The organism is Aeromonas sp. 130281, assembly GCF_056642115.1.
The window spans coordinates 107,522-131,652 of record NZ_JBWVQS010000005.1 but is presented as its reverse complement, the minus strand read 5'-3'; the positions used below and the strand labels follow the sequence as shown (position 1 = coordinate 131,652).

The following is a 24,131-nucleotide window of genomic DNA, read 5'->3' as shown; positions in this document are numbered from 1 at the left end:
CCGTGCTTTGATGCAGGAGTGCCCATGAAGACCATCAAGGGACCGGCCATCTTCCTCGCCCAGTTCATGGGGGACAAGCCGCCATTCGATACCCTCACCGGCCTGGCGGACTGGGCCGCCGGCCTCGGCTTTCGCGGCCTGCAGCTGCCGACGGATCCGCGCCTGTTCGATCTGACCCTGGCAGCGACCAGCCAGGACTATTGCGACGAGACAAGCGGCCTGCTGGCCGAACGGGGGCTGGTCATCACAGAGCTCTCCACCCATCTGCAGGGTCAGCTGCTGGCGGTCCATCCCGCCTATGACGCCCTGTTCGACGGCTTCGCCCCCCCGGCGCTGCGCGGCAAGCCTGCCGCCCGCACCCAGTGGGCCGGCGAGCAGCTCAGGGCGGCCGCCCTCGCCTCTCGAAGGCTTGGCCTCAGCGCCCACGTCACCTTCTCAGGCGCCCTCGCCTGGCCCTATCTCTACCCCTGGCCCCAGCGGCCCGCCGGGCTCATCGAGGAGGCTTTCGCCGAGCTCGCCCGCCGCTGGCTCCCCCTGCTCGATGCCTTTGACGAGGCCGGGGTGGACGTCTGCTACGAGCTGCACCCGGGAGAAGATCTGTTCGATGGCGCCACGCTGGAGCGCTTCCTCGAGGCGACCGGCGACCACCCCCGCGTCAACGTGCTCTACGACCCCAGCCACATGCTGTTGCAGCAGCTCGATTACCTCGCCTTCCTCGACCTCTATCACGAGCGGGTGCGCGCCTTCCACGTGAAGGATGCGGAATTCAGGCCCTCGGGGCGCCAGGGGGTCTATGGGGGTTACGCCCCCTGGCTCGGGCGGGCGGGGCGCTTTCGCTCCCTGGGAGATGGCCAGATAGACTTTGGCGCCATCTTCAGCAAGCTCGCCCAGTACGACTACCCCGGCTGGGCCGTGCTGGAGTGGGAGTGCGCCCTCAAGCACCCGGAGGATGGCGCCGCCGAGGGGGCCGACTTCATCCGCCGCCACCTGATCCGGGTCGCCGAGCGCCCCTTCGATGACTTCGCGGGCAGCGGCCTGGCGCGGGAGACGGTCAGAAGCCTGCTAGGCCTTGGCGACAGCGTAAGCGGTCATCCGGGCGGCAAGATGGGAGAGAAAAAATGAAGAGACGACTGCGTCTGGGCATGGTCGGCGGCGGCCAGGGGGCCTTCATCGGCGCCGTGCATCGACTGGCGGCCCGCATGGACGATCACTATGAGCTGCTTGCCGCCGCCCTCTCCGCCGACCCCGCCAACGCCCGCTCAAGCGCCCTCGCCCTCGGGCTGGATCCGGCCCGCGCCTACCAGGATTACGCCAGGATGGCCCAGGCGGAGGCGGCCAGATCCGACGGCATAGAGGTGGTGGCCATCACCACCCCCAACCACCTGCACGCCCCGGTGGCGCGCGCCTTTCTCGAAGCCGGCATCCACGTTATCTGCGACAAGCCGCTGGCACTGACCCTGGCCGAGGGGGAAGAACTCGCCCGCCTCGCCCGCCAGCGGCGGCGGCTGTTTGCCCTGACCCACACCTATTCGGGCTACCCCATGGTGCGCCACGCCCGCGAGCTGGTCGCCGCCGGCGAGCTGGGCAAGCTGCGCTATGTGCAGGTGGAATACCTGCAGGATTGGCTCGCCAACCCCATTCCCCCGGGTCAGAACAAGCAGGCGGACTGGCGGGCCGACCCGACCCGCGCCGGACGGGCCGGTTGCCTCGGCGACATCGGCACCCATGCCTACCAGCTGGCGGCCTTCATCACCGGGCAGTTGCCAAATGAGCTCGCCGCCCTGCTGCACAGCTTCGTGCCGGGGCGGCGGGTGGACGATCATCTGCAGGTCTGGCTGCGCTACCCCCAGGGGATGCGCGGATCGCTCAACGCCAGCCAGGTCGCCAGCGGCGAGGAGAACCGGCTGCAGATCCGCCTCTATGGCGACAAGGCCGGCCTGATCTTCCGCCAGGAGGCACCGAATGAACTCTGGCTGACCCCCATTGGCGGGGCCAGCCAGCGGCTGACCCGGGGCCGGGTGGCAAGCCCGGCGGCGACCCATGCCAGCCGGGTACCCGCCGGTCATCCCGAGGGTTATCTGGAGGCCTTCGCCCAGCTCTACACGGACGCGGCCTTGCAGATCCACGCCCTGGCGGCCGGGGAGGCGCCGCCCCCCGAGAGCCTGGCGCTCACCACGGTGGAGGACGGGGTGGCGGGCATGCGCTTCATCGAGACCAGTCTGGCCAGCCACGCCGCCGACGGACGCTGGCTGCCGCTCTACTGACCCGCCATGTCGCAAGGCGGGGCCCGCCGCAAACCGGCGGGCGGCCCTCCCCAGGCACCGGACAACAAAAAGCCCGCCGACGAGGGCGGGCTCTTCACCTGAGTGGGCTGCCTCAGACGGCCATCTGCTCGTGGGGGGAGCCATGGTGGCGCAGCCAGAGGAAGCTCAGGGCCACGATCAGCACCATCACCACCATGATGGCCCCCAGGGTCACCTGCCCTTCCATCGGGAAGCTGGCGGCCAGCAGGGTGACCACACCGGCCCCCAGGTTCTGCATGCCCCCCAGGATGGCCCCGGCGGTGCCCGCCTGACCCGGGAAGGGCTCGATGGCGCAGGAGGTGGCGGTCGGGTAGAGGATGCCGCTGCCGATGAAGTAGACAGCCGCGCCCCCGACCAAAGAGGCCGCACTCACCACCCCGAACAGCCCGGGCACCAGAATGATGAGGGCCCCCAGCCCCAGGAAGGCGATGCCAAGGCGCATCAGCTTGCCCTGGCTCAGGCGAAAGCTCAGACGGGCCGAGAGCCAGGCGCCGAACAGGTAGCCGGGCAGCGGCAGCACGAACAGCACGCTCACCGTGCGGGCGCTCAGTTTGAGCACGTCGCCGAGCAGCACCCCGGCAGCCGCTTCGAATACCGCGAGTCCCGCGAAGGTCGCCATCAGGCAGAGCAGGTTGCCCTGAAAGCGCGGGTTGCCGAGCACGTGACGGTAGGCGGCGCCGACCCGCAGCGGTTGCTGACGGGCGCTCGCCGGCAGGGTCTCGCCAAACCAGGCCAGCAGGGCCAGGGTGGTCAGGGCGCCGAAGCCGAACAGGAACCAGTAGCCGGCGCGCCAGTTGAACAGCTCGGTCAGCCAGCCCCCCAGCACGGGTGCCAGCAGGGGGGAGAAGATCACCCCCATGCTCACCAGGCTGTTGGCGCGGTTGAGCTCGGCGCCGCTGTAGCGATCCCGCATCACGGTGCGGCTCATGGCGCCACCGGCCCCCGTGCCCAACCCCTGGATGAAGCTGCCGGCCAGCAGGGCGGCAAAGTGCGGGATCAGCTGAATGGTCAGGGTGCCCACCAGGAACACCATCATGCCGATGAGCAGCACGGGGCGACGGCCGATGCGATCAGACAGCGGACCGTAGACGAACTGGGAGAGGCCGTACGGGATCAGGTAGCAGGCCATCACCGCCTGCAACTGGCCGGAGGCCACATGAAAGTCCCCCGCCATCATGGGAATGGAGGGCACATAGAGGGTCTGGGTCATCTGGCCCACGGCGACCATCAGAATGGTCAGGAAAAACAGCGGATAAAAACTGTGCCGATACATATCTCAGTCCCGAAAAATCATCGAAAAGCTGCCCGCCTCTGGCAGAGAACCGCAGAGGGGATCCAATAAACAGGGTCAATCAAAGGTGAAACGCAAGGCGGAGGACCCGCACCGGCCAGGAGCAGGACGCTCTTTGGCTTGCGGTGATCTTAGTGATTCATGTCACAAAAAACGAACGAATCTTTATAATCTGCTTTCCCAAGTTTTTCTAATGTGACGGGGCCTGCGGCCCCGTCGAACTGACATCGAACGGGAGCGGGGCGCCTGTGCCCAGGCGCCCCGCTCCCCTTAGCCCACCCGCCCCAACCCGGCGGGCGCCAGCCCGTGCTCGGCTGTGCCCGCCGCCCCCAGTCGCAGGCAGCGCCCGGCCACCTTGCCCGCCAGCGCCTCGTCATGGGTCACCAGCAGCAGGGCGCAGCCTATCTCCGCCAGCTCCCCCAGCAGGCAGGTGACGGTCTGCTGCTGGCTCAGGGGATCGAGCCGGGAACTGGGCTCGTCGGCAAACAGCAGCACGGGGCGCAGCAGCAGGGCCCGGATCAGGGACAGCCGTTGCAGCTCCCCCCCGGAGACCTGGCTCGGCAGCCGGCTCAGCAGGCTCTCATCGAGGCCGAGCCTCGCCAGATAGTCGGTGAGGGGCTGGCGGGGCAGCCGGTGCAGGCGCAGCAGATCGTCAAACTGGGTAGCGAGACGCACCCGGCTGGCGAAGGCCTGCACCGGATCCTGATAGAGCTTCTGCCAGCGGTGGGGGGCTATGCCCCCCTGGCGCAGCACCCGCCCTCGCAGCGGGCGCTGCAACCCCAGCAGCACATTGCCGAGGGTGCTCTTGCCCGCACCGCTCGGCGCCATGATGGCGAGCCGCTCCCCCCGGGCCAGTGGCAGGTCGAGCCCCTCGAACAGGGTCTGATCCCCGTAGCCCATGGCGAGTCCCTCCCCCCTGAGCAGCCAGACGCCGGTCGGGGGATGCACGGCCTCGGGCCAGGCCGAGGGCTCCGCCGCCAGCAGGGCGCGGGTGTAGGCATGGGAAGGCGCCTGCAGCACCTGCTCGGCGGGCCCCTGCTCCACCATCTCACCCCCCTTGACCACCAGCACCCAGCCCCCCAGCGCCCGGGCCAGGGAGAGATCATGGGTGATGGTCAGCAGGTGGCGCCCCTCGGTCAGATAGCCCTGCAGCAATGTCTGCAACCTGGCACTGGCCCGGCGGTCGAGCCCCTTGGTGGGCTCGTCGGCGATGAGCAGGCGCGCCTGCCCCAGGGTGGCGGCGGCAAAGGCGGCGCGTTGGGCCATGCCCCCGGAGAGCTGGTGCGGGAAGTGGCGCTCCCGCCCGGCAAGCCCGAGCCGCTCGAGGGCGTCCCGCGCCCGCGAGCGCGCCTCCTTGCCGCCCGCCAGCCAGCCCTCCTCCACCTGGGGCAGCAGCCCCATGGTGGGATCCAGCGCCAGCACCGGCTCCTGGGGCAGCATGGCCAGCTCCCGCCCCCAGAGGGCGCGCAGGGCGCAGGGGTCCGCCAGACTGTGGCACAGGCCGCCCATCGCCATCTCACCCCGGCCGCGCAGGGGGGCAGGCAGGGTCCCCATCAGGGCATGAGCCAGCAGGGATTTGCCCGAGCCGCTCTCCCCTATCAGGGTCAAGGCGCTGCCGGGGTAGAGGGTGAGATCCAGCGCCTGCAGCAGGGTCTGTCGACCGTCATCCACCTGCAGGCCCTTGATATGAATGGTCGTCATGGGGTGACTCCTTGCGGGGATCCAGGATGAAGAGTGCCCTTCTGATTGAGCAGCACCAGGGCCAGCAGCATCACTCCCATCACCAGTATGGGGGCCAGCAGCAGGCGGGGCGCCTCCTGATAGTGGGGCAGCGCCTCCGTCATCATCAGGCCGAGCTCAGGGGTGGGTGGCTGGATGCCCACCCCGACGAAGCCCAGGGTCGAGAGGGTCAGGATGGCCCCCGCGAGGCCAAAGGCCATCATGGTCAGCAGCTGGGGGGCCAGCTCGGGCCAGAGGTGGCGCCGCAGGATGTGGGCGTTGCCAAAGCCCAGCAGCCGGGACGCCTCCACCTGGGGCGAGGCAAGCAGCGCCCGGCTGCGGGCCCGCACCACCCGGTAGTACTCCACCCACTGGGCCATGGCCAACCCGAGATAGAGGATGGCGAAGCCCCCCTGGGCCATGGCGGAGAAGAGCAGCACCAGCAGCAGGCTCGGCAGGGCCAGCACGCCGTCGGCCAGGCTGCGCAGCAGGCCGTCGACCCAGCCGCCGCGCCAGGCTGAGAGCCAGCCCAGCAGCGACCCCAGCAGGGCCGCCATCAGGACGCACAGCATCCCCAGCAGCAGGGAGAGCCGGGTCGCCGCCGCAAGCCGCGCCATCAGGCTGCGGCCCGTCTGATCCCGCCCGAGCGGCTCCTGCCAGGAGGGATCGGCCAGGAACTGCACCAGATCCTGGGCGGCGGGATCGGGCCAGAGCACTGGGCCCAGCAGGGCGAACAGCACCACCAGCAGGAGCAGGCTTGCTCCCGCCTTGATAGAGAAAGACATGATCAGGACTCCTTGGGACCGCGGGGATCGATGGCGAGGCAGAGCAGATCCGTCAGGGTATTGAGCAGCACGAAGAGCGCCGCCAGCACCAGCACGGTTCCCTGCACCATGGGGATGTCGCGCCAGAAGATGGCATGCACCAGGGCATGGCCGATGCCGGGCCAGGCAAACAGGCTCTCGACCACCACGACCCCTTCGACAAGAAGCACCAGCTGCACCCCTGTGTAGGCGATGACGCTGACCCCGGTGTTGCGCAGGCCGTGACGCCTGAAGACCCGGGCGGGCGAGAGCCCCTTGGTGAGGGCGAAGCGGTAATAACCGGACTGCACCACGGTGAGCACGCTCTCGCGCACCACCCGGGAGAGCACACCCGAAAGCCCCAGCCCCAGGGTGAGGGCGGGCAACAGCAGGTTGCTCCCCTCCCCGTGACCGGCGGCGCTGACCCAGCCCAGCTCCACCGAGAGCAGCACCATGAGCACCAGGCCGAGCAGGAAGGGAGGCAGCGCGCGCATCAGCACGCTCCAGCCCAGGGTCAGGCGATCGCACCATCCCCCCGGACGCAGGGCGCTCAGGCTGCCGAGCGGCAGTGCCAGCAACAGGGCCAGGGCCACGGCGGCCACCGCCAGGGACAGGGTGGCCCCCAGATGGTGGCCCACCTCGCTGGCCACAGGTGCGCCCGTCACCAGAGAGCTGCCAAGATCCCCCTGCAGCAGGGCCCCCAGCCAGTCACCGAAGCGGGAGAGGGCCGAGCCGGCCAGCCCCAGCTCGCTTCGCACCGCGTTGGCGGCCTCGGCGGTGACATAGTCATAGCCGTAGCGGCCCGCGGCGATACGAAAGGCGATGTCCCCGGGCAGGGATTGCACCATCAGAAAGCAGAGCCCGGCCACCAGCAGCGCCACCATCAGCGCCTGTACCAGCCGCTGGCCCAGTATTCCCATGACGGCAGAGAAGGGCGCCGCTGTCATTGTGCACTCCATGTGAGTTTGTCCAGACGGTAGCTGCGCTCCTGGGGATCCAGCTCAAAGCCCTTCAGCTCACGGCTGACCGCCGCGCTCTGGCGATACCAGGCGATGGGCAGGAGGGGCAACTCCTGCTGCAGGGTGGTGGCGATGTCACGGCGCAGTGCCGCGGCCTCCCCTGCGGGCAGGGTCTCCTTGCCAAGGCGGGCCAGTGTTTGCTCCATGGTCGGGGATTGCCAGTTCATCACCCCCCAGTCGGCACCGGCGGGGGCCAGATCCCCCAGCAGGGTGACCAGGGGATCCGGCACCAGGGCATAGTTGCGGGCATAGAGGCCGAGCTGGAGCGAGCCATCCTGATGACCGGCCGGGATCTCGCTCGAGTTGCCCACCGCCACCTTGAGGTCCACCCCCACCGCCTTCCACTGCGCCTGCAGTGCCGTGGCCAGCAGGGGCAATTCCGGGCGATCCGGGAAGGTGCGCAGGGTCAGGGCGAAACGCTCCTCCCCCTTGTGCAGCACGCCATCCGCCCCCAACAGCCAGCCTGCCGCCGCCAAAGCTGCCTGAGCCGCCTTGACGTCATAGGCGAGCGGGGTCAGCCCGGGTTGATGCCACTCCCCCAGGGTGGGAGGGAAGAGCTGGGTCGCCGCCATCTCGGGATCCCGCAGCAGGGCCGCCGCCATGCCACGGCGATCGATGGCGAGGCTGAGGGCGCGGCGCACCGCCGAATCCTTCAGAAGAGGATCGGCCCCATTGAGCTTGAGCTGTATGGTGCGCGGCAGGGTAACGGAGACGATGGAAACCCGGGGCGCCTGCTGCAAGCGGCGGATGCTGACCGGATCCAGCCCCCAGGCGATGTCGGCCTGACCGCTCTCGGCCATCAGGGTGCGGCTCTCGGCGCGGCCCACCGTCAGGTAGCTCACCTGCGAGATCGCAGGCTGGGGGCCCTGCCAGCCGTCGAAGCGCTCGGTCTCGACTCGCTGGGGCTGCTGCAACCGGGTGATGCGATAGGGGCCTGAGCCGATGACCTGGGTCACCTCCCCCTTGGCATCATAGGCCCCCTTCGCCAGGATCTGGGTGCTGGGGTGAGCCAGCACGGCGGCCAGGGGGGCGAAGGGGCCGGTGAGGGTGACCAGCAGGGCCGCCTCATGGGCCTCGATGGACGCGATCGGGGCGCTGGTCATGACACCGGGCTTGCGCCATGCCTGCTGCAGGGCAAAGGCGACCTGCTCGGCGCTCACCTCGCTGCCATCGTGAAAGCGGGCCCCGGGGCGCAGGGTGAATCGCCATTGCAGGCCATCCTCGAAGTGAGACCACTGGCTCGCGAGCCCGGGCTGTAGATTGCCCTGGCTGTCGACCTCGACCAGGGTCTCCGCCACCTGCATCCGGGTAAAGAAAACCCCGTTGCTGGCAGGGTCGACACTGTGGATCTCCCAGGGCCCCACCATGGCCAGCGGCTTGCCGTGAGCAACATTCATTCCGGCCATCAACACCAGGGCGCACCATCCCCAACGGGCGTGTATTTTTGTCATCCTTTCCATCCAAACGATAATGATTACCAACCAAAAACTGGCGTTATAACATAACAATTAATCAGAATGAATGACTTTTCATTTTTGATAGATGGCTTATTTGCAGCGGGAAAGGGGGAGCAGATGAGCGGCCCAGCAGGCGGACAATGGGGCGGCAATCATAAAAAGCGATGGCCCGTCATCGGGCCATCGTCATCATCCTAGCGGGTCACCATCTGCTGTGCCCGCTTGACCTGATCCTCGGGGCTCTCGTTGCGGGGCGGAATGGTGATGCCCTTCTGGCAGGCAGGTTTGGCCTCCATGCGCGCCATCCAGGCCTGCAGATGGGGCAGGCCCTCGATGGAGATGCCACTCCAGTCATGGATCCGCACCCAGGGCCAGGTGGCGATGTCGGCGATGCTGTACTCGTCGGCCAGGTACTCATGGTGCGCCAGGTGACCGTCGAGCACCTCGAACAGACGGCGCCCCTCCTTCTGGTAGCGCTCTATGGCCGCCGGGATCTTCTCGGGGAAGTAGCGGTAGAAGACGTTGGCCTGCCCCATCATGGGGCCGACGCCACCCATCTGGAACATCAGCCACTGGATGGCCTGGGAGCGGCGCTTGGGATCTTGCGGCAGCAGCTTGCCGGTTTTTTCCGCCAGATAGATAAGGATGGCGCCGGACTCGAACACGGCGAAGTCACCGTTATCCCGATCGACGATGGCCGGAATGCGGCCATTGGGGTTGATGGCCAGAAACTCGGGCTTCTTCTGCTCCATGGTCGAGAAATCCAGCGGGATCACCCTGTAAGGCAATCCCAGCTCCTCGAGGGCGATCGACACCTTGAACCCATTGGGCGTGGCGGCAGTGTACAACTCTATCATCTTGGACTCCTTGGTCGTTCAAACGTAATGATCAGGCCTGGGCGCTGGGACGGGCACTCACCCGCTCATGCCAGGCCTGCAAGTGATGCTGGTGCGGGGCGATGCGAAGAGCGACGACCTTGCCGAAGTCGATGGTGCACAGGGCCAGGATGTCGGCGATGGTGAAGCGATCTCCTGCCACATAGGGCACTTCGGCAAGCCGGGCATCGAGCCTGGCAAACCAGGCCAGGGCCTGCTGCTTGCACTCCTCCCCCACTGTGCCCTTCTCCGCCAGAAACATCCTGACCCGGCGGGCGTTGGGGGCACAGTTCAACTCATAGACCGTCATCTCGCCTCCGTTGTCGGAAACACTGCGGGCCGCTTCCCATTCCCATGAAGAGCAAAAGCCAGGCGGCGCAATATCGGTCTGTTGGAACTATGATATGATTTACGCCAAATATTCAATGAGTAATTTGACAATGAAATCATACCTTTACAGTCGAATATCCACCTTACAACAGGTCACAGGGTTTGGCATAGCACGCCAGATACAGACTGTAACCGATTTTCTAGAGAATGCAGTCATAGACCCTCGGTTAGGCTACCAGCTCGATCCGAATGACTATGAGATCCTTGAATCTGACATAGGGAAGTCTGCATTCAAAGGGGACAACTGGGGGCCAAACAGTAACCTTGGCAGATTCTACGAAGATGTGATCAACAAACGTATAACCCGTGGGGCTCTAATCGTTGAGAACATCGACCGCCTCACTCGCCTTTCTAACTACCAAGCATCCCAAAAGCTCACAACTCTGATCACACATGGGATAGATATCATTGAAGTGGAATCAGCAACTTGCTTTTCGGAGAGGATCCCCGAGTCCAGCACAGTCCTAAACATGAGTATTTCGCGGGCTCATAATGAATCTAAAAGAAAATCAATAATGGGGCAAAAAACTTGGGCTAACCGAATAAACAAACTAAAAAATGAAGGAAGAGCCAGTTCAAAAATCTGTCCACGATGGTTATCTATAGAAGATAACAAGTATGTTGTAGATACAGAGCAAGCAGGGATCTTACTTTCAATTCATCAGATGTTTCTTGATGGACATGGTAATACGGCTATTGTTCGCAGGTTGAACGATGAAGGAAAACTTAATAATGGGCTTCTTTGGAATACTTTAACTCTTCAAAAGGTTCTTAAAGACGAGCGGCTAACTGGTCGGGTGGTTATTGGAAAACAACGAATTATTCATGATAAAAACCTATCTGAAAAAGATAAGAAAAAAACTATAAATGATAGCCTTATTTTCATTGATGATGCATTTCCAACTGTTGTGCCAATGGAACTTTTCAATAGAGTTCAGTCTAAAATAAACAGTTCAAAACATGGAAGAAAAAATTCTAAAACAACAACAAAAATGCGTAATCTATTCAATGGAATCAGTATATGTGGCATGTGTGGAAATAAAATGATCGTTTGTTTAAATGGGCATGGAAAACCATTCTATACATGTCTCGGTCGTCGTTCAGAAAAGACATGTTCTAACACTGGCGTAAACTATACACAATTTGAAAAATTAATATTAAAGAACATAAAAGAGTTGAATTGGCATACTATATATAATGGTAATGAAGACAACAATCCCGATGCTATAAATGAATGTCGTCAAAAAATCATTGAGGTTGAATACAATATAAAGTCATTTAATGATGAACTTCTAGGACTCGATGATGATGAGTATAATCTAGAACTGAGAATAATCAGAAACATAAAAAAGAACAAAGAAACGTTGAAAGAACTCGTTAATGAGTTGAACAGTCTAATGAGTTATGAGATATCTCATGTTGAATTTGAACCTAATCTTGACCTTGTTCATGATCAAAACAACGTTAAACTAAGGCAAGATACTAATGTGGCATTAAGAAAAGTAATTAAACAAGTAGATGTTATACGAGATGGAAATATAGTGCTGTGCTTTATAAAATATTATACTGATAGTATTAAACATCTTTTCATATATGACATAAAGAAATGCAACATCATAAGTAAAACCTATCTTACTAACGACCTTGTTTTTCATTTTGATGCGGGTAGTGTAGATGTACTAACAGGAAAAATTAACATTACCGGAAATGAGTTAAAAGAAGAGGATAAGATAGCTTTAGACATATGGCTTGAAATGTTTGATTTAGCCGTTAACAACTACACCAATGTATCGGAAATGGCCACCCAGGGACAAGGCTCCTGATGGAGCCCCATTTGTTTTTACTGAACTGTGGTCAGTGAGATAGACTGTCAATAGACAGATGCTCGCCCCAATGAACGGAAAGGATTAGGACAAACATGAAGATGATATTCATCTCCTTATTATAGGATAAGTTTAATTATGTAGATGGAATAATCACTATTCATAATTTAGCTCACCAAAGAGTCCAATCATTAAGTCGTCTTCGAGAATCTCAAAGGGTAACTCGACATAATCATTTGGATGCCTTAATAGTGCCTTACCATCATTAGGTGCATTTTTTGTATGACCTTTAACATACTCACCATTTTCTTTTATGTATGGAAAAATAACTATTCTGCCATGATTCTTAGAAAGAATCTTACCTTCTTTCCATAATGTGTTACCTGCGGAGCTAGAGCCAGAATCACCAACAACCTTTACTTCCCATCCAACATCTCCATTCTCTTCATACCAGAACACAAAATCCCCGGCCAGCAAAACTTTTTGTCCACGAGCTTTAGCATCGGCCAATAGCAACTTAACGCTCGCAAGCTGGAGAAGCTTATTAGCCCTAGGTAATAGCATCGTTCGGATCTTAGCTTTAGTTTTCCCCCAGTGCTCTGCACCAGATAAACCAAACCCACCTGCTATGCGTTCACGATAGCACTGTTGAATAGCCTTTTTAGTTTTTACATATCGCTGACTCCAATCATTATGATCTTTAAGATGAAGAATGACTCCATATGGAGGTGCATAAAGAATCTTTATGTACGGCGTCTCATTTAATATCTTAACCGCTGCATCTTTGAACTCTTGTGACAAATCGGGAAAAATAAAATCATCAACAGTTCTTTTAGGCACATCCTTATGTAATCTAATCGCCTCTTGAAGCATTAAAATCTCTTCATTCAGAAGACGTTCCTTAGAGGTAACTGCTTTATCAACTTTGAGAAGTAAGGATCTTTTATCATCATCACTTAAAGGTAATCGGTCAATCTCATGAATATAGTTTTTGTTATTCTCGGTTGCTGTGGAACTTGCTAGCTTCAGATCGTCATATACATCTAAACGAATAGTACCATTTTCCTCCTGCTTGTATTTTTTATACCAATGCAATGTTAGGTCATCTTTTAACTTCAAGGCCGACATGAAGAATTTTTTATAACTGGACTCAATTATCATACTTGGCCATTCAGCTAAGGTTACAAATCTAGCACCTGGCATTTGTTCCAATTTCATCTGTGATATCCCATGAGCAAACCAAGATAAAGGGGCTCTAGAGAGCCCCCTTTCAATCAACGATCTTTGTCACTTTGAGCAACAATCGAGCCCGCAAAGGTCTTAGTCAACTCACTGTACTTGTCACTTTGTAGTGCTGCCCCCGCTTTCGATTCCATCTCTGGGCTAGGTTGCTTGCCAGTACGAGCCTGAGCAAGCACAGAGCCAGCAAAGGATTTCTGGATGTCAGATGCGTGAGGATCGTTCAAAACCTGAGCCGCTTGGCTGGCTACAGAGGATGAGGTCTGCTTCTTGTTTGTCATAATCAATCAACCTTGTGTTGGGTTTGCAATGAACACTATATGTAGTGCTAGTCGTGAGACCAACTACAATATATTGTGCAAACTAGACCATTTCAAGTCTTCTGTTTAAAATTTCAACAGGGATTAATATTGCCCCGATTGAGCCCTATGCAGATCGATTGCCTATGCAAGCGTCGCAGACTGCCGCTTCCAGAAAACGTCTTTATGGTCTCGATTGGTGCATTAATGATAAAATCTCCTTTGTGTCCGTTTTGTCATTGATAACAAGGAGAAGGGTTTGAGTAAGAATGCCGCGAAAGTAGGAGACATTGGCACAGACCATGACGGGTTCCATCCCACGGCCATTACAGCTGGCTCACCTGATGTGTTCATTGATGGCATCCCCGCTGCTCGTGTAGGCGATCCACTCGCCCCTCATGACAAGCCAAACAACCCGCCACATCCACGCACAATCGCCTCTGGCTCTTCTACTGTATTCGTGAACGGTAAGCCTCTAGCTATCACTGGTGGGGCAGTTGATTGTGGTGGAGTGATCATTGGTTCGGGAACAGTGATAGTGGGAGACATGACTCCAGCAGGGCAATCAAGCCTCATTCCCCGAATAATTTCCTGGTTTGATACCAGCATTCGTCTACTTAGCTCGACAGGTGATCCTCTAGTAAATTTCAAGTTCACCTATACCGACGAGGTAGGAAAAACACACCGAGCCATGACTGGACCTGATGGGATAGCGACTGGTCTTGCCAAATCACAGAAGCCTCAACAGATCATAGTAAAAGGCAGCAATAACAATTGGCTCGCTAAGGGGAAATGATGAATACCGTTCTAACCACACCGCTTGAAAATCTGTTTATTACAGATATTCGCTTGGATACTGATAGAGATTTTCTCATCCCTTTGATTTTTACGTCATATCGAATAGCCGTTCGTGGGGATTTTGGAATTTATTATCTTGGACATGCAGGGGTTCTACTTGTAAATGGTACAACAGGACAGACGCGGTACTATGAATATGGCCGTTATGCAGACCCTAAGGCAGTGAAGCCTGGCATTGTACGAGGTGGAGTGAAGCAACCTGTTTCGCTCGACAGCGGGATGATAACTGAGAGTAGTTTCAAATCGATACTGAATGAAATATCAAAGAGCCATGGTCAGTCAGGCAATATTGCAGGGGTAGTAATGCGGGGCTACTTCTATGAGAAGGCAATTGATTGGATTAACCAGAAGCGACGTGAAAATCATAGCCCTAATAAGAAAGCATATGATTTATTAAATCACAATTGCATGACTTTTGTGATTGACCTTGCAGAACACCTAGGACTTGACACCTATTGGCGTCCACCAATTGTTGTACCAACGTTGTACGCAGAGCAGTTCCAGCTCCAACATACCGATTTGGACTACGACTTTAAGAATGATATTTTAGAGGTGTCAGAATGAGTACACTATTAACCATATTTAAGAGACTATATCACACATTTGCTTTTTTATGTGTTCTCGGTGCAGCTCTAATATTCATATTTTCCGTTGATATTCCCGTATATGATGATGAGCCATTTACAGATGGGAATGGTATTACTTGGGTAAAGAACAAGGGAATAATAAATGGCTACCAAGTCATAGAGTCGGAGCCAAGTACATACAACTTGAAGGTTTTTGAACTAGATAAGGACAAGAAACCTGTTGTTGTGGCTAATAATGATTTTAAAATTGAATTGCCATTAGCATCACCATTACAAGCTAGCGACCTCTCACTTTATGATGGTCAGAAGGTTATGTTGCAAGTACAATTAAAATTAAGATGATTGCTTACCATCATGAAAAAGCCCCCAACTAAGGGGGCTTTCTGAACTTCATTGGGAGGTTGTGTTATCCCTTCCCAATTCAACAATGCCATGACTTCAATCACTTAGTCAAATGGATTGAGCACCAGCACTCCAATCCCCACAACGTCGAAACTACATAGAGACTCATCAGTAACAACTATTTCGTTGTATCTCTTATTATCACTGGTCAAGCTATACCCTTCAGAAACTATCTGCACTCTCTTGTATAAGTAGCTCCCAGCCTTACGCAAAACAACTACTTTGCTATCCCTGAGCTCTTTCTGGCCCTGATCTATGACTAGAACACTTCCCACGCCAAACGTAGGCTCCATCACATCACTATCCACTTGCAGAGCAGCAAGACGACTAGCGTTCTCCTGGAGAGCCGGGAATGCTTCAGAATCCAAAAAAAGGAATTTTTCTTTATCAATAAAAGGAATATTTAGCACTCTGCCATTTTCTGCTTCCTGAGCAACAGCCAGAGCAGCCCCTCTAAATTCTTCACCAGTTGCCAGCCATTCCACCGAGACATTCCCAGCCTTAGCGAGCAGCACAAGGTTCTCTAGAGTAGGACTAGAAACGCCCTGCAAGTAGTTATGGACAGTGCTGTAGCCAATCCCAGCCCTCTTAGCGAAGTCTCGGCCTGAGCCTGCCGGGACGATGGATTTTAGCCTCTCGCTGAACTGCAAAACGCTCTCTTTCTTCTCAGTCATAGCGTCACCTATCACCACAACAAAAGGAACAGGAGATCCTTATTATGGTTTGACATGTTCCATATAATGATCAAACATATACTTAATGTAAGTAACGAGTGATCATTATGAGTATTCATAATCCTGAAGAATCGCAGAAAAAGGAGCGGAGTGCCAGTACAAAGAACTGGCACAGAGCAGACATACTGGCAGCGATTAAGAAGAAGGGAGGAACACTAGCACAGCTTTCAAGAGATAACGGATTACATGAGAGAACTCTCTATAACGCACTTGAACGGCACTGGCCTAAAGGTGAGCAGATCATTGCTGACTATATAGGCGTTGCTACCCATACCATTTGGCCGGAAAGATATGTATCATCGAACGTTAGTAACGAATGAATCTCATCTGATTTTTTAACCGTAATGGAACTACAGATATCATGAAAAAAAGAATGCAAGCGTTAGTATATAGTCTATGGGGATTAATAACTCTAATCTTTGGGCTAGGTACTTATAAAGAAATATATGAGCCCGGAATGGGTTTCTGGTCAAGCACGCTTACTATTATATCTGCCACATTTATGACATTAGTCGCTTTGTTAGCTTTGTCCTGGGCACTACTTTCCATGGAACGAATTAGGAATAGACTGTTACCACCGTTAAAATACAAATACGTAAATAATTATACTGTACCTTGTTTATTAATTCTTTTGGTAAGTATCTCGAATACACTGGGATCTTCTGCAAGTGCAATGCAAGGTAAAGAATTGGGATTTCTATCTGAAGCAGAGTTTTCAGATGCCAAGAGGAATAAAATTTTTGATAAAAGTGAATACTCAACATATTTGGTAGAGAAAAGAGAAAAAGACAGGGCGAATGAAGAAAAGAGAGAAGCAGACAAAGCTGCTGAAGAGGCCTTGTTAGCAAAAAAAGAAAAGGAAGATAAAGCCAATTGTCTTGAGGATGCATACTGTTATGCAACAAAATATGGTAAAGGGGGCAATTATTCCTGCTCGAATGCTGTCGAAAAGTCAGCTAAATACCAATTTGAATGGACGGATGGTGTACTTGAACAGAAATTTTCTTCATACGACTGGTATGATAAAGAAAATAAGTTAGTAACCCTCTATGGGAATAAAGCTAAGGCTCAAAATGCTTTCGGTGCATTTAAGAACGTTATATATTCTTGCACGTTCAATGCTGATACTGGTGAAATAATTAATATTCTGATTCAATAGCAAGGGGATACCGATGAAAGTAACATTAATGCTTTTACTATTTTTCAGCACAACAGCCCTGGCAGCATATAGAACATACGATCCTTACAAGGATAGGAAGTACATAAATGATGCAATCACAGGGAAATGTAGTTCTGAACATCAAAGATATGACGATCTTGATTTTGAGTTAAAGTCTAGCCTAAGTGACATGAGTAACGCTGAGGCAGATAAAACCTTTGCCGATCTTAAGGTTGCTACACGTAATCGCTGGGAATGCATAGAAAAGGAATTGAATAAGAAAAACATAACTTTAGATCTCGAGAAATTATATAAAGAAAATGATCTTTAAAGTATAGGAAAGCAGTCAATAAGAAGGAGGATCTAAATCCTTCTTCTTCCTTCTCGATAATCTATACCTGTTCTGTACTCATCATTTCCTTTTTGACACGAAATACTGTCGCCCTGCCACAATCACACAGCTTCGCGATCTCATCCGGCGTGTTCTTTCCAGCCAAGAGCATTTCAGTGATCTTGCTGTGTAGTTCCTTGTTCTTCTGCTTGCCCTTGTACCGACCAGCCTCTTTAGCAATCGCTATGCCTTCATTACGTCTTGATGCGATCATGCCTCTCTCAAACTCAGCGACTGCACCCATCATGGTCAGGATCAAACGACTTTGCGGGGAGTTGTCAAAGCTCATACCGTTAGCCAGGAAGCGAACCACGATACCCCGCTCAACAAGGCCATCTATCATTTCGAGTAAGTCGCGGGTGTTACGTGCAAGACGGTCAATGGAATGAGCTACAAGGGTATCGCCTTCGCGGAGGTGTGAAAGCAGGTTAAGCAGCTCTGGTCTTTCACTGGTGGACTTCCCTGATTCCTTCTCAGAAATGATCTTATCGCAAACAGGTTCCAGTACCGCCAACTGGCGTTCAAGGCTCTGATCTTTTGTCGAGACTCTAGCATACCCAAAAATCATCTACTCACCCCCACTCTGCCATAAAGTATCATTTAAGTTATGATAACGATACAGTATCATATAGGTGATTTCAATATCTAAATGATACTAAACGAGACTCGGCAGATCGGTATCACTAGGGAGTACTCAAAAGAGATTTTCCTCTAGTGTCTTTTTCAACCGGGATCACACTCTATCAAATCAGTAATTGCCGTTTACTCAGAATGGTTGAGTTTGATGGGTTATCACGAAACGCTTTTCTGCTGTTGAGAGTTGGGATAGCCTTAAATTTGTGAATGCCATGTTAAAGACTGTTTTAGGTAGGCCCATATGCTTTTTAATCAGTTGCTTGCACGTTCTGCGGTATTGGAGGAGCGACTAGCTGACTTCTTCTCGTTACCGCTGGTAAATGATTCCAGTCGTCTACAGGCTGCTAGGGCACTTGCTAGCCTTAGCTTTGAACATGCTCAAAGCTTGAAGTATCTAGTGGCAGCAGGCCTACATACATCAGCCGCAGCCCTACTTCGCGTGCAGTATGAGTCGCTGGTTCGTTCTCTTTGGGTGCTTTATGTTGCAACAGACAGCCAAGCTGAATTGATGCTCGCTGAACTCACGCAGGATACTGCTAAGCAAGCCAACAAAATTCCGATGCTCAGCCAAATGCTAGAAGCAATCGAAGAGAAGGCACCACATGCACCAGTGGCTCATCTCAAGGAGTTCAAACATTACTCGTGGCGGCCTCTGAGCTCTTTTGTGCACGGTGGCATCCATGCAGTGAATCGTCATGGCAGAGGCTTCCCACCTGAGCTGGTTCTGATGCAAATCCGACACTCGAATGGGCTGCTGGGGATTGCAGGTAATCTGCTTTTGATCCTGGCTGGCGTACCAGCAGAGGCCGGTAAAATGGCTGGCATATATACTGAGTTTCAAGACTGCTTTCCCCCGGCCGATTCACCTTACCCGCGAACCACTGAGCCATCTTACTAATTCACATCTGAGGCTCGTGGGTAATCACAAAAAGATAAATTATATCTTGACATTTTCCACTTGTACCACATTAAATATTATTCCAGTAGCTCAGATGTTTTTTAACCAGTGCAGATAAAAACAGGCTGATTTCTGTTCTAAGTATGAGATTCCTTGGACTTTTCAATTCAACAGCCGTGGGGCTGGGGTCTGATACTTTTGAGGAGTGAAGGCCAGTCAGCCTAGGTCAACACAACAAGCAGGGCTCAGAGGGAATGCATCCTATTCCCTACCCCGCAAAACCCTTGTCTTCCTTCTATCAAGGCCATCGCAGCAACGCGACTATCTGCGATTTTTGAAATCCTCCCCCCTACCTGTGTTACAAATTAATGGCACCCATGCTACGCCATATCAAACCCTAGAGCCTCCAGCCCTACAGTTTCTCTGTATGCATATGCATGAGTGAAAAATCACCAGTAAACAATGATTTACTGGGATGTATAAAAAGGTATCTCATGAAAATAAAAACAATAAAACACTCCATTCTAATGAATTTCAATCTACTGTTCCCACGCCTTCATAAGTTCAAATTTGTCACTTATGGGTGTGGGGCTGGTAAAACTACCGCCTTGATTCAAGAAGTGAACAGCTCAAAACCCAATCAATTCTTCATTCTCGTTTTCGGCACTAACAAGATGCAAGAGTATGTGGCGTCAAAGATCGATGGAGCCCACACCTTAGTCAGCGATAAGGACTCGCAGAACTACTGCCATGACATTCTACAAGCAGTTCTGGACTACCTACGAGCTCCCCAGATCAGCCACAAAGCACTGATCATTAGCGATAAAATCTTCTTTAAACTAGATCCTAAGCTACTGAAAAAATTCAAAATATATCTGGATGACGTTGTAACTTTCAGTTCTCATATAACCCTCAACGACGCCACACCAGCAGCAAAGCGACTAGTCCAAGATGAGTTGTTGAGACTGATCCCCTATGACATGTCCACCAGTAAGAAAGCTAAGAGGGGACAATCCAGCGAGCAGTACTGTATAGGCACAAAGCGTGATTTTTCGGGGGACATAACCACTACTGTGAGTAAAACTCTCGACATTATTCAGGATAATGACCAGTTTTTCATGGATTCGAGCTGGTTCTATGACAGCTCAAAGTCCCAATTGAACATCACTGCTTGGCGAGATTTGCAGAAGTACATAGATGCTGACCTAGATATGACCTTCATTGGAGCGAACTTCACTAACTCCATGATCTACAAGGCACACAAGCACTTATTCAGACAAATCACACTACCCTATGTACAAGAAAGAACTGTCCCTTTGGATGATCGCCTAGAAATCTTCTACTTTCTGGAGCACACACGAGCATCAACGACCTGGAAGAATGATAGCAATGAGTGCTTAACCAAAATTTATGACTACTTACGCACCAATTTAGGTGCTGATTACTACTACACCCACAACAACTCTGACGACAAACGCAAGAACGTTCGCGGGGAAGCATACGAGCTGCCAGGACAAAAAATCAGTGTAGAAGCTCGTGGCCTGAATGACTTTAGAAAATATGAAGCCTGTGTCTGGCTTGCGACTCTCAAACCGAGTCCCGCCGAAGCTGCACACATTGAACATTTATTCGGCATTACCTATAGCGAGTTCATTAGCTCTAGGGAACACGAGGCTATGCATCAATTCGTACTGAGGGGGTGTAGCAGGGAGTACAGTTCAACCCAAACTCAACGAGTCTATGTTCTCGACCGCGATCAAGCAGAAGCACTAGGGACAAACATCAAGCACATTGATCTACAGCTTCAATCAGATAACCCCATCAAGAAGCCTGTCGGTGCACCAGTGAAGCAGTTCAAGCTGGCCGCCGCAGCTTCTGAACGCTGTAGAAGGAAACTCCAAAAGAACCCAAGTTTGGAGGCGTTCAGGGAGTGGATGTTCAAAGGAGCCAATGCTAGCTGTACTGACTGGGAACGAGAGATCTTCATGGAGAGATACGAGAAGCACCAGTCTACAGCCGGACTGAGGAAGGCTGCGTAATGGATACCAGGAAAGAGTGGGATTTAATACCTTATATATTATAGGGACTTATTCCCACCTTTTCAGTTCTGATCAATTAAAAGGCGATGAAGAACGCCGCCACCGCTTGCGGTAAGGAGTTCTTCCCATGTAGTCATGAGTAACGAGTGCAGCGAGTACGATTGACTACTGCCGACTTTCTATAGCAGTACATTTTTAATACAAAAATTCTCCAGATACCTACTTATACATATGTACACCAGTAGTCACTCGCGGACTCGTGACTACGTGGTAAAAGCCGTACAGCAAGCAGTTACGGCTTTTCATTTCTATTACTTAAATAAAATCGATTTCTTTTTGTATAAATATAAGTACTACTGAACGCGACGAATGGGCGACCCGGCCCATCGGAGGCCCTGGACCCCATATAGCGATTTATCTTAGGAAGGCACAATGAAAAGAGATGATGTCATATCAAAAATGTGGATCTAACAGTATATGGGAAGCCATATGATCCAAAAGGGTTCAATAAGAACTTTGCAGACAAGCATAAACCCATCCATATTCCCAATCAGAGTCAATTTTCTCCAGTTCGGGGCAAAATGTGGCCATAGTTTCTTGAAACATCTTACCCCACCACCATGGCGTAAGATGTTTCCTTGTTTCTTATGACAAATATTGCGCCGCTTGAACAGCCCGAATAGAGGGGGGTTCGGTTAGCTGCACAGCACCACGGGTTGACGCTGGCGCAGCAGGATGAGGCGGGAGAGGAGCGGGAAATAGGACTCTAACTTGCTCTGCAATACCAGGCTGCAGGCGGGATCCGCGAGTTCAGTTTCATCCAGCACTATGCCATTGGAGACGAAGTAAAAGCGCGGGTCCCTGACATCCGGCCCCTGGGGAGGGCTGTCATATTGTCGGTGAACCAGCAAGGGCAGCACGGGCAATCCCAGGGCAGCGCCGCTGGCGGGCCAGACCGGCTCCGGCCATGCCGCATCATCCTCTTCCAGCAGCAAGATGGCCGCCTCCTCCTTCGACGGTTGCCAACTATCCGGTTGTGCCACCCTCACCTCGGTGAAGTAATCCCCCTCTCCACTGGCGGCACGCAGTGCGGCCAGCACACCCAATGTCGTCGCTGCCGACGGTTTTTGACTGACTAATGACAGATTCATGGCTCATGTCCCTATGCTCACCACAGCCTGTTAGCCGGCTGTCGCGATAAGACTAGCCGATAACAGGCCTTTATTGGAGCCGTCAGATCTGCCAGCCCCCACCATGACCGAATGCGGGTACCATGGTTGCTATTCCAGAATATCTTGGTAAGATACCGCGTCCTTTTATCCCCCGTTCTTTAACATCCAGTGGTGAACCTATGCATCCGATGCTGAATATCGCCGTGCGCGCTGCGCGCAACGCCGGTCAAGTTGTAGTAAAAGCCTTCTCCCAGCCCGAGAACATCGAGGCTATCCAAAAAGGCAGCCACGACTTCGTGACCAACGTTGACCGTGAAGCCGAAGCGGCCATCATTCACACCATCAAGAAGTCTTACCCGGAACACAGCATCGTGGCTGAAGAGTCTGGTGAGATTGCCGGTACCAATCCGGATTACCAATGGATCATCGACCCACTGGATGGCACGACCAACCTGGTCAAGGGCATTCCGCACTTTGCCGTCTCCATCGCCCTGCGCGTCAAGGGCAAGACCGAACAAGCCGTCGTTTACGATCCCATTCGTGACGAGCTGTTTACCAGCACCCGTGGCAACGGCGCCCAGCTGAACGGCTACCGTATCCGTGTCGGCAAGGCCAAAGAGATGGCTGGCACCGTACTGGCCACCGGTTTCCCGTTCAAGCAGAAGCACCACATCGAGCCGTACCTGAAGATGTTCCAGAGCATGTTCATCGAATGTGCCGATATACGCCGTGCCGGCTGCCCCGCGCTGGATCTGGCCTATGTGGCCGCCGGTCGCATCGACGGTTTCTGGGAAATCGGCCTGAAGCCCTGGGAAACTGCCGCCGGTGAGCTGCTGGCCAAGGAAGCCGGTGCCATCGTCACCGACTTCGTGGGTGGTCACAACTACGAGAACTCCGGCAACATGGTGGTTGCCAACCCGCGCGTCCTGAAAGAGATGCTCGGCAAGATCCGCGAAAACCTGCCGGACTCTTTGGCTAAATAAGCTGGCCAAGTCAGTCGCGAACCCTTGAAAAAAATGCCAGTCGGCCCAGCCGACTGGCATTTTTTTATCTCAGTGATCGGGAAAATCAGCCGCTGCAGCGTGGAACCGGCCCCTGCCAAGTTCCAGATGAGCAGGCTAGCGACGCACAGTTATTCACTTTAGATGGTGCCGTTGCGCCCCATGTTGATCACGACCCGCCGGTTCTTGGCTCGGCCCGCGTCCGTCTCGTTGGAGGCCACGTGCTGTTTCTCGCCGTGCCCCTCCACCGAGATCTTGCCCTCCTCGATGCCGAGATCCACAAACACCTGCTTGATGGCATCTGCCCGCTTCTCGGAGAGCTTCTGATTGGGCCAGCGACCGCCGTAGCTGTCGCTGTAGGCGTCGATCACCACCACATCTATGCTCTTGTCCGCCTTCACGTAGTCGCCGATCAGCGCCAGTCGCCGCCTGGAGGCAGGCGACAGCTGATCGCTGTTCTTGTCATAGGAGAGCACGCTGAAGGCGATGTCGTTGAAGCTGTAGGGCAAGAGGCCGCTCAGGCAATCCATGAAGGCCTGGTACTTGACCCTGAAGTTGACCGAGGAGAGCGACACCCGCACCGGCCTGTCCTGGCGATACCAGTCTCTGTACTGGAAGGTGGGCATGCGCCCCCCCTCCAGCTCGTCCAGCATGGTCCAGGCGGTTTGCCCCGCCACCAGGCCGTCGAACTGCTGATAGAACTGCAGCTGGCTTATCTGGCGTCCGGAGACACCGGGGCGCCAGCTGGGGGGCATGATCCCGAGGCTCACGGTCTGGGTCCTGGCTTGCGGCCGCTGCCCCTTCAGCTCGAAGTCCAGGTTGATCTTGCGACCGGCCCGGCTGACGAAGGCACCCGTGCCCCAGCGGGGTATGGGGTGTTCGAGACGGCACTCCACCTGAGTATCCGAGGTCAACCGCCAGACGGATTGATCCAGACCGGCACCGAACTCGGTCACTCCCGCCTGCAACTGCATACTCACGGATATGCTGATCAACCCTAACACCCAAGCATTCAACGGCTTGCCCTCCACACGAT

Annotated in this window: 24 protein-coding genes and 1 pseudogene; 12 read left to right on the top strand and 13 right to left on the bottom strand. The window is 54.3% G+C overall.

The window, feature by feature from the left end; genetic code table 11:
• The first annotated feature begins 24 nt into the window (after positions 1–24).
• Both AC1IN8_RS14475 and AC1IN8_RS14470 read left to right on the top strand, forming a co-directional pair.
• Positions 25–1,122 carry a sugar phosphate isomerase/epimerase family protein gene (locus tag AC1IN8_RS14475; RefSeq protein WP_479759344.1) on the top strand — a complete coding sequence of 366 codons (1,098 nt, stop codon included), beginning with the start codon at positions 25–27 and terminating at the stop codon, positions 1,120–1,122.
• Entirely contained in the window at positions 1,119–2,264 is a 1,146-nt protein-coding gene (locus tag AC1IN8_RS14470; protein ID WP_479759342.1) for a Gfo/Idh/MocA family protein, read from the top strand. The genes AC1IN8_RS14475 and AC1IN8_RS14470 overlap by 4 nt, the downstream gene beginning before the upstream one ends.
• Before the next feature lie 112 nt (positions 2,265–2,376).
• Here the strand turns inward: AC1IN8_RS14470 and emrD are convergent, their stop codons facing one another.
• The 7 genes from emrD to AC1IN8_RS14435 all read right to left on the bottom strand — a co-directional run bounded on the left by emrD (position 2,377) and on the right by AC1IN8_RS14435 (position 9,777).
• Complete coding sequence (gene emrD, locus AC1IN8_RS14465; RefSeq protein ID WP_042649958.1) at positions 2,377–3,576, bottom strand: multidrug efflux MFS transporter EmrD; 1,200 nt, start codon at positions 3,574–3,576, stop codon at positions 2,377–2,379.
• 288 nt (positions 3,577–3,864) lie between these two features.
• Positions 3,865–5,295, bottom strand: a complete 1,431-nt coding sequence (locus AC1IN8_RS14460) for an ABC transporter ATP-binding protein (protein WP_479759340.1) — start codon at positions 5,293–5,295, stop codon at positions 3,865–3,867.
• Positions 5,292–6,098, bottom strand: a complete 807-nt coding sequence (locus AC1IN8_RS14455; protein ID WP_479759338.1) for an ABC transporter permease — start codon at positions 6,096–6,098, stop codon at positions 5,292–5,294. Before AC1IN8_RS14455 ends, AC1IN8_RS14460 begins: the two co-directional genes overlap by 4 nt.
• A 2-nt stretch (positions 6,099–6,100) precedes the next feature.
• Positions 6,101–7,063: an ABC transporter permease gene (locus AC1IN8_RS14450; RefSeq protein ID WP_479759336.1), complete on the bottom strand. Its 963-nt coding sequence runs from the start codon at positions 7,061–7,063 to the stop codon at positions 6,101–6,103.
• Positions 7,060–8,586: an ABC transporter substrate-binding protein gene (locus tag AC1IN8_RS14445; RefSeq protein ID WP_479759334.1), complete on the bottom strand. Its 1,527-nt coding sequence runs from the start codon at positions 8,584–8,586 to the stop codon at positions 7,060–7,062. Before AC1IN8_RS14445 ends, AC1IN8_RS14450 begins: the two co-directional genes overlap by 4 nt.
• A gap of 200 nt (positions 8,587–8,786) precedes the next feature.
• Complete coding sequence (locus AC1IN8_RS14440) at positions 8,787–9,449, bottom strand: glutathione S-transferase family protein (protein ID WP_139439479.1); 663 nt, start codon at positions 9,447–9,449, stop codon at positions 8,787–8,789.
• Positions 9,450–9,480: 31 nt separating this feature from the next.
• Positions 9,481–9,777 (bottom strand): glutathione binding-like protein, encoded by a 297-nt coding sequence (locus tag AC1IN8_RS14435; protein WP_479759332.1) that lies wholly within the window; start codon positions 9,775–9,777, stop codon positions 9,481–9,483.
• Positions 9,778–9,871: 94 nt separating this feature from the next.
• Between AC1IN8_RS14435 and AC1IN8_RS14430 the strand changes: the two genes are divergently transcribed.
• Positions 9,872–11,680, top strand: coding sequence for a recombinase family protein (locus tag AC1IN8_RS14430; protein ID WP_479759331.1), 1,809 nt, complete (start codon positions 9,872–9,874; stop codon positions 11,678–11,680).
• Positions 11,681–11,836: 156 nt separating this feature from the next.
• Here the strand turns inward: AC1IN8_RS14430 and AC1IN8_RS14425 are convergent, their stop codons facing one another.
• Together AC1IN8_RS14425 and AC1IN8_RS14420 are read right to left on the bottom strand one after the other, a co-directional pair.
• Positions 11,837–12,898, bottom strand: a complete 1,062-nt coding sequence (locus tag AC1IN8_RS14425) for a hypothetical protein (protein WP_479759329.1) — start codon at positions 12,896–12,898, stop codon at positions 11,837–11,839.
• Positions 12,899–12,954: 56 nt separating this feature from the next.
• Positions 12,955–13,200 carry a hypothetical protein gene (locus tag AC1IN8_RS14420; RefSeq protein ID WP_479759327.1) on the bottom strand — a complete coding sequence of 82 codons (246 nt, stop codon included), beginning with the start codon at positions 13,198–13,200 and terminating at the stop codon, positions 12,955–12,957.
• A gap of 277 nt (positions 13,201–13,477) precedes the next feature.
• Here AC1IN8_RS14420 and AC1IN8_RS14415 point away from each other — a divergent pair.
• From AC1IN8_RS14415 to AC1IN8_RS14405, 3 genes and pseudogenes are all read left to right on the top strand, one after another.
• Positions 13,478–13,750 (top strand): annotated as a pseudogene (locus AC1IN8_RS14415) (type VI secretion system PAAR protein); the annotation flags it as partial.
• A 263-nt stretch (positions 13,751–14,013) separates the two neighbouring features.
• Positions 14,014–14,640, top strand: a complete 627-nt coding sequence (locus AC1IN8_RS14410) for a hypothetical protein (protein WP_202970013.1) — start codon at positions 14,014–14,016, stop codon at positions 14,638–14,640.
• Entirely contained in the window at positions 14,637–15,005 is a 369-nt protein-coding gene (locus AC1IN8_RS14405; RefSeq protein WP_479759325.1) for a hypothetical protein, read from the top strand. The genes AC1IN8_RS14410 and AC1IN8_RS14405 overlap by 4 nt, the downstream gene beginning before the upstream one ends.
• A 104-nt stretch (positions 15,006–15,109) precedes the next feature.
• On the opposite strand, the gene AC1IN8_RS14400 is transcribed toward AC1IN8_RS14405, so the two are convergent.
• Positions 15,110–15,739 carry an XRE family transcriptional regulator gene (locus AC1IN8_RS14400; protein ID WP_479759323.1) on the bottom strand — a complete coding sequence of 210 codons (630 nt, stop codon included), beginning with the start codon at positions 15,737–15,739 and terminating at the stop codon, positions 15,110–15,112.
• Positions 15,740–15,846: 107 nt separating this feature from the next.
• Between AC1IN8_RS14400 and AC1IN8_RS14395 the strand changes: the two genes are divergently transcribed.
• Genes AC1IN8_RS14395 through AC1IN8_RS14385 form a run of 3 tightly spaced genes read left to right on the top strand, consistent with a single transcriptional unit; the run spans position 15,847 to position 17,289 of the window.
• Positions 15,847–16,119, top strand: coding sequence for a helix-turn-helix domain-containing protein (locus AC1IN8_RS14395; protein WP_081304861.1), 273 nt, complete (start codon positions 15,847–15,849; stop codon positions 16,117–16,119).
• 41 nt (positions 16,120–16,160) lie between these two features.
• Positions 16,161–16,958, top strand: coding sequence for a hypothetical protein (locus tag AC1IN8_RS14390; RefSeq protein WP_202970014.1), 798 nt, complete (start codon positions 16,161–16,163; stop codon positions 16,956–16,958).
• Positions 16,959–16,971: 13 nt separating this feature from the next.
• Positions 16,972–17,289 (top strand): hypothetical protein, encoded by a 318-nt coding sequence (locus AC1IN8_RS14385; protein ID WP_330543771.1) that lies wholly within the window; start codon positions 16,972–16,974, stop codon positions 17,287–17,289.
• Between the two features lie 61 nt (positions 17,290–17,350).
• Here AC1IN8_RS14385 and AC1IN8_RS14380 read toward each other — a convergent pair whose 3' ends face one another.
• Positions 17,351–17,917 carry a recombinase family protein gene (locus AC1IN8_RS14380; protein WP_479759321.1) on the bottom strand — a complete coding sequence of 189 codons (567 nt, stop codon included), beginning with the start codon at positions 17,915–17,917 and terminating at the stop codon, positions 17,351–17,353.
• A 309-nt stretch (positions 17,918–18,226) separates the two neighbouring features.
• On the opposite strand from AC1IN8_RS14380, the gene AC1IN8_RS14375 reads away from it, so the two are divergent.
• Both AC1IN8_RS14375 and AC1IN8_RS14370 read left to right on the top strand, forming a co-directional pair.
• Complete coding sequence (locus AC1IN8_RS14375; protein WP_201899462.1) at positions 18,227–18,883, top strand: DUF6988 family protein; 657 nt, start codon at positions 18,227–18,229, stop codon at positions 18,881–18,883.
• 494 nt (positions 18,884–19,377) lie between these two features.
• Positions 19,378–20,922, top strand: coding sequence for a hypothetical protein (locus tag AC1IN8_RS14370; RefSeq protein ID WP_479759319.1), 1,545 nt, complete (start codon positions 19,378–19,380; stop codon positions 20,920–20,922).
• A gap of 695 nt (positions 20,923–21,617) precedes the next feature.
• Here the strand turns inward: AC1IN8_RS14370 and AC1IN8_RS14365 are convergent.
• Positions 21,618–22,073, bottom strand: coding sequence for a hypothetical protein (locus tag AC1IN8_RS14365; protein ID WP_139439478.1), 456 nt, complete (start codon positions 22,071–22,073; stop codon positions 21,618–21,620).
• 200 nt (positions 22,074–22,273) lie between these two features.
• On the opposite strand from AC1IN8_RS14365, the gene suhB reads away from it, so the two are divergent.
• On the top strand, positions 22,274–23,077 hold the full coding sequence (gene suhB / locus AC1IN8_RS14360) for an inositol-1-monophosphatase (protein ID WP_139439477.1): 804 nt from the start codon (positions 22,274–22,276) through the stop codon (positions 23,075–23,077).
• Between the two features lie 158 nt (positions 23,078–23,235).
• On the opposite strand, the gene AC1IN8_RS14355 is transcribed toward suhB, so the two are convergent.
• Positions 23,236–24,111 (bottom strand): flagellar protein MotY, encoded by an 876-nt coding sequence (locus tag AC1IN8_RS14355; protein WP_193558756.1) that lies wholly within the window; start codon positions 24,109–24,111, stop codon positions 23,236–23,238.
• Positions 24,112–24,131 lie beyond the last annotated feature (20 nt).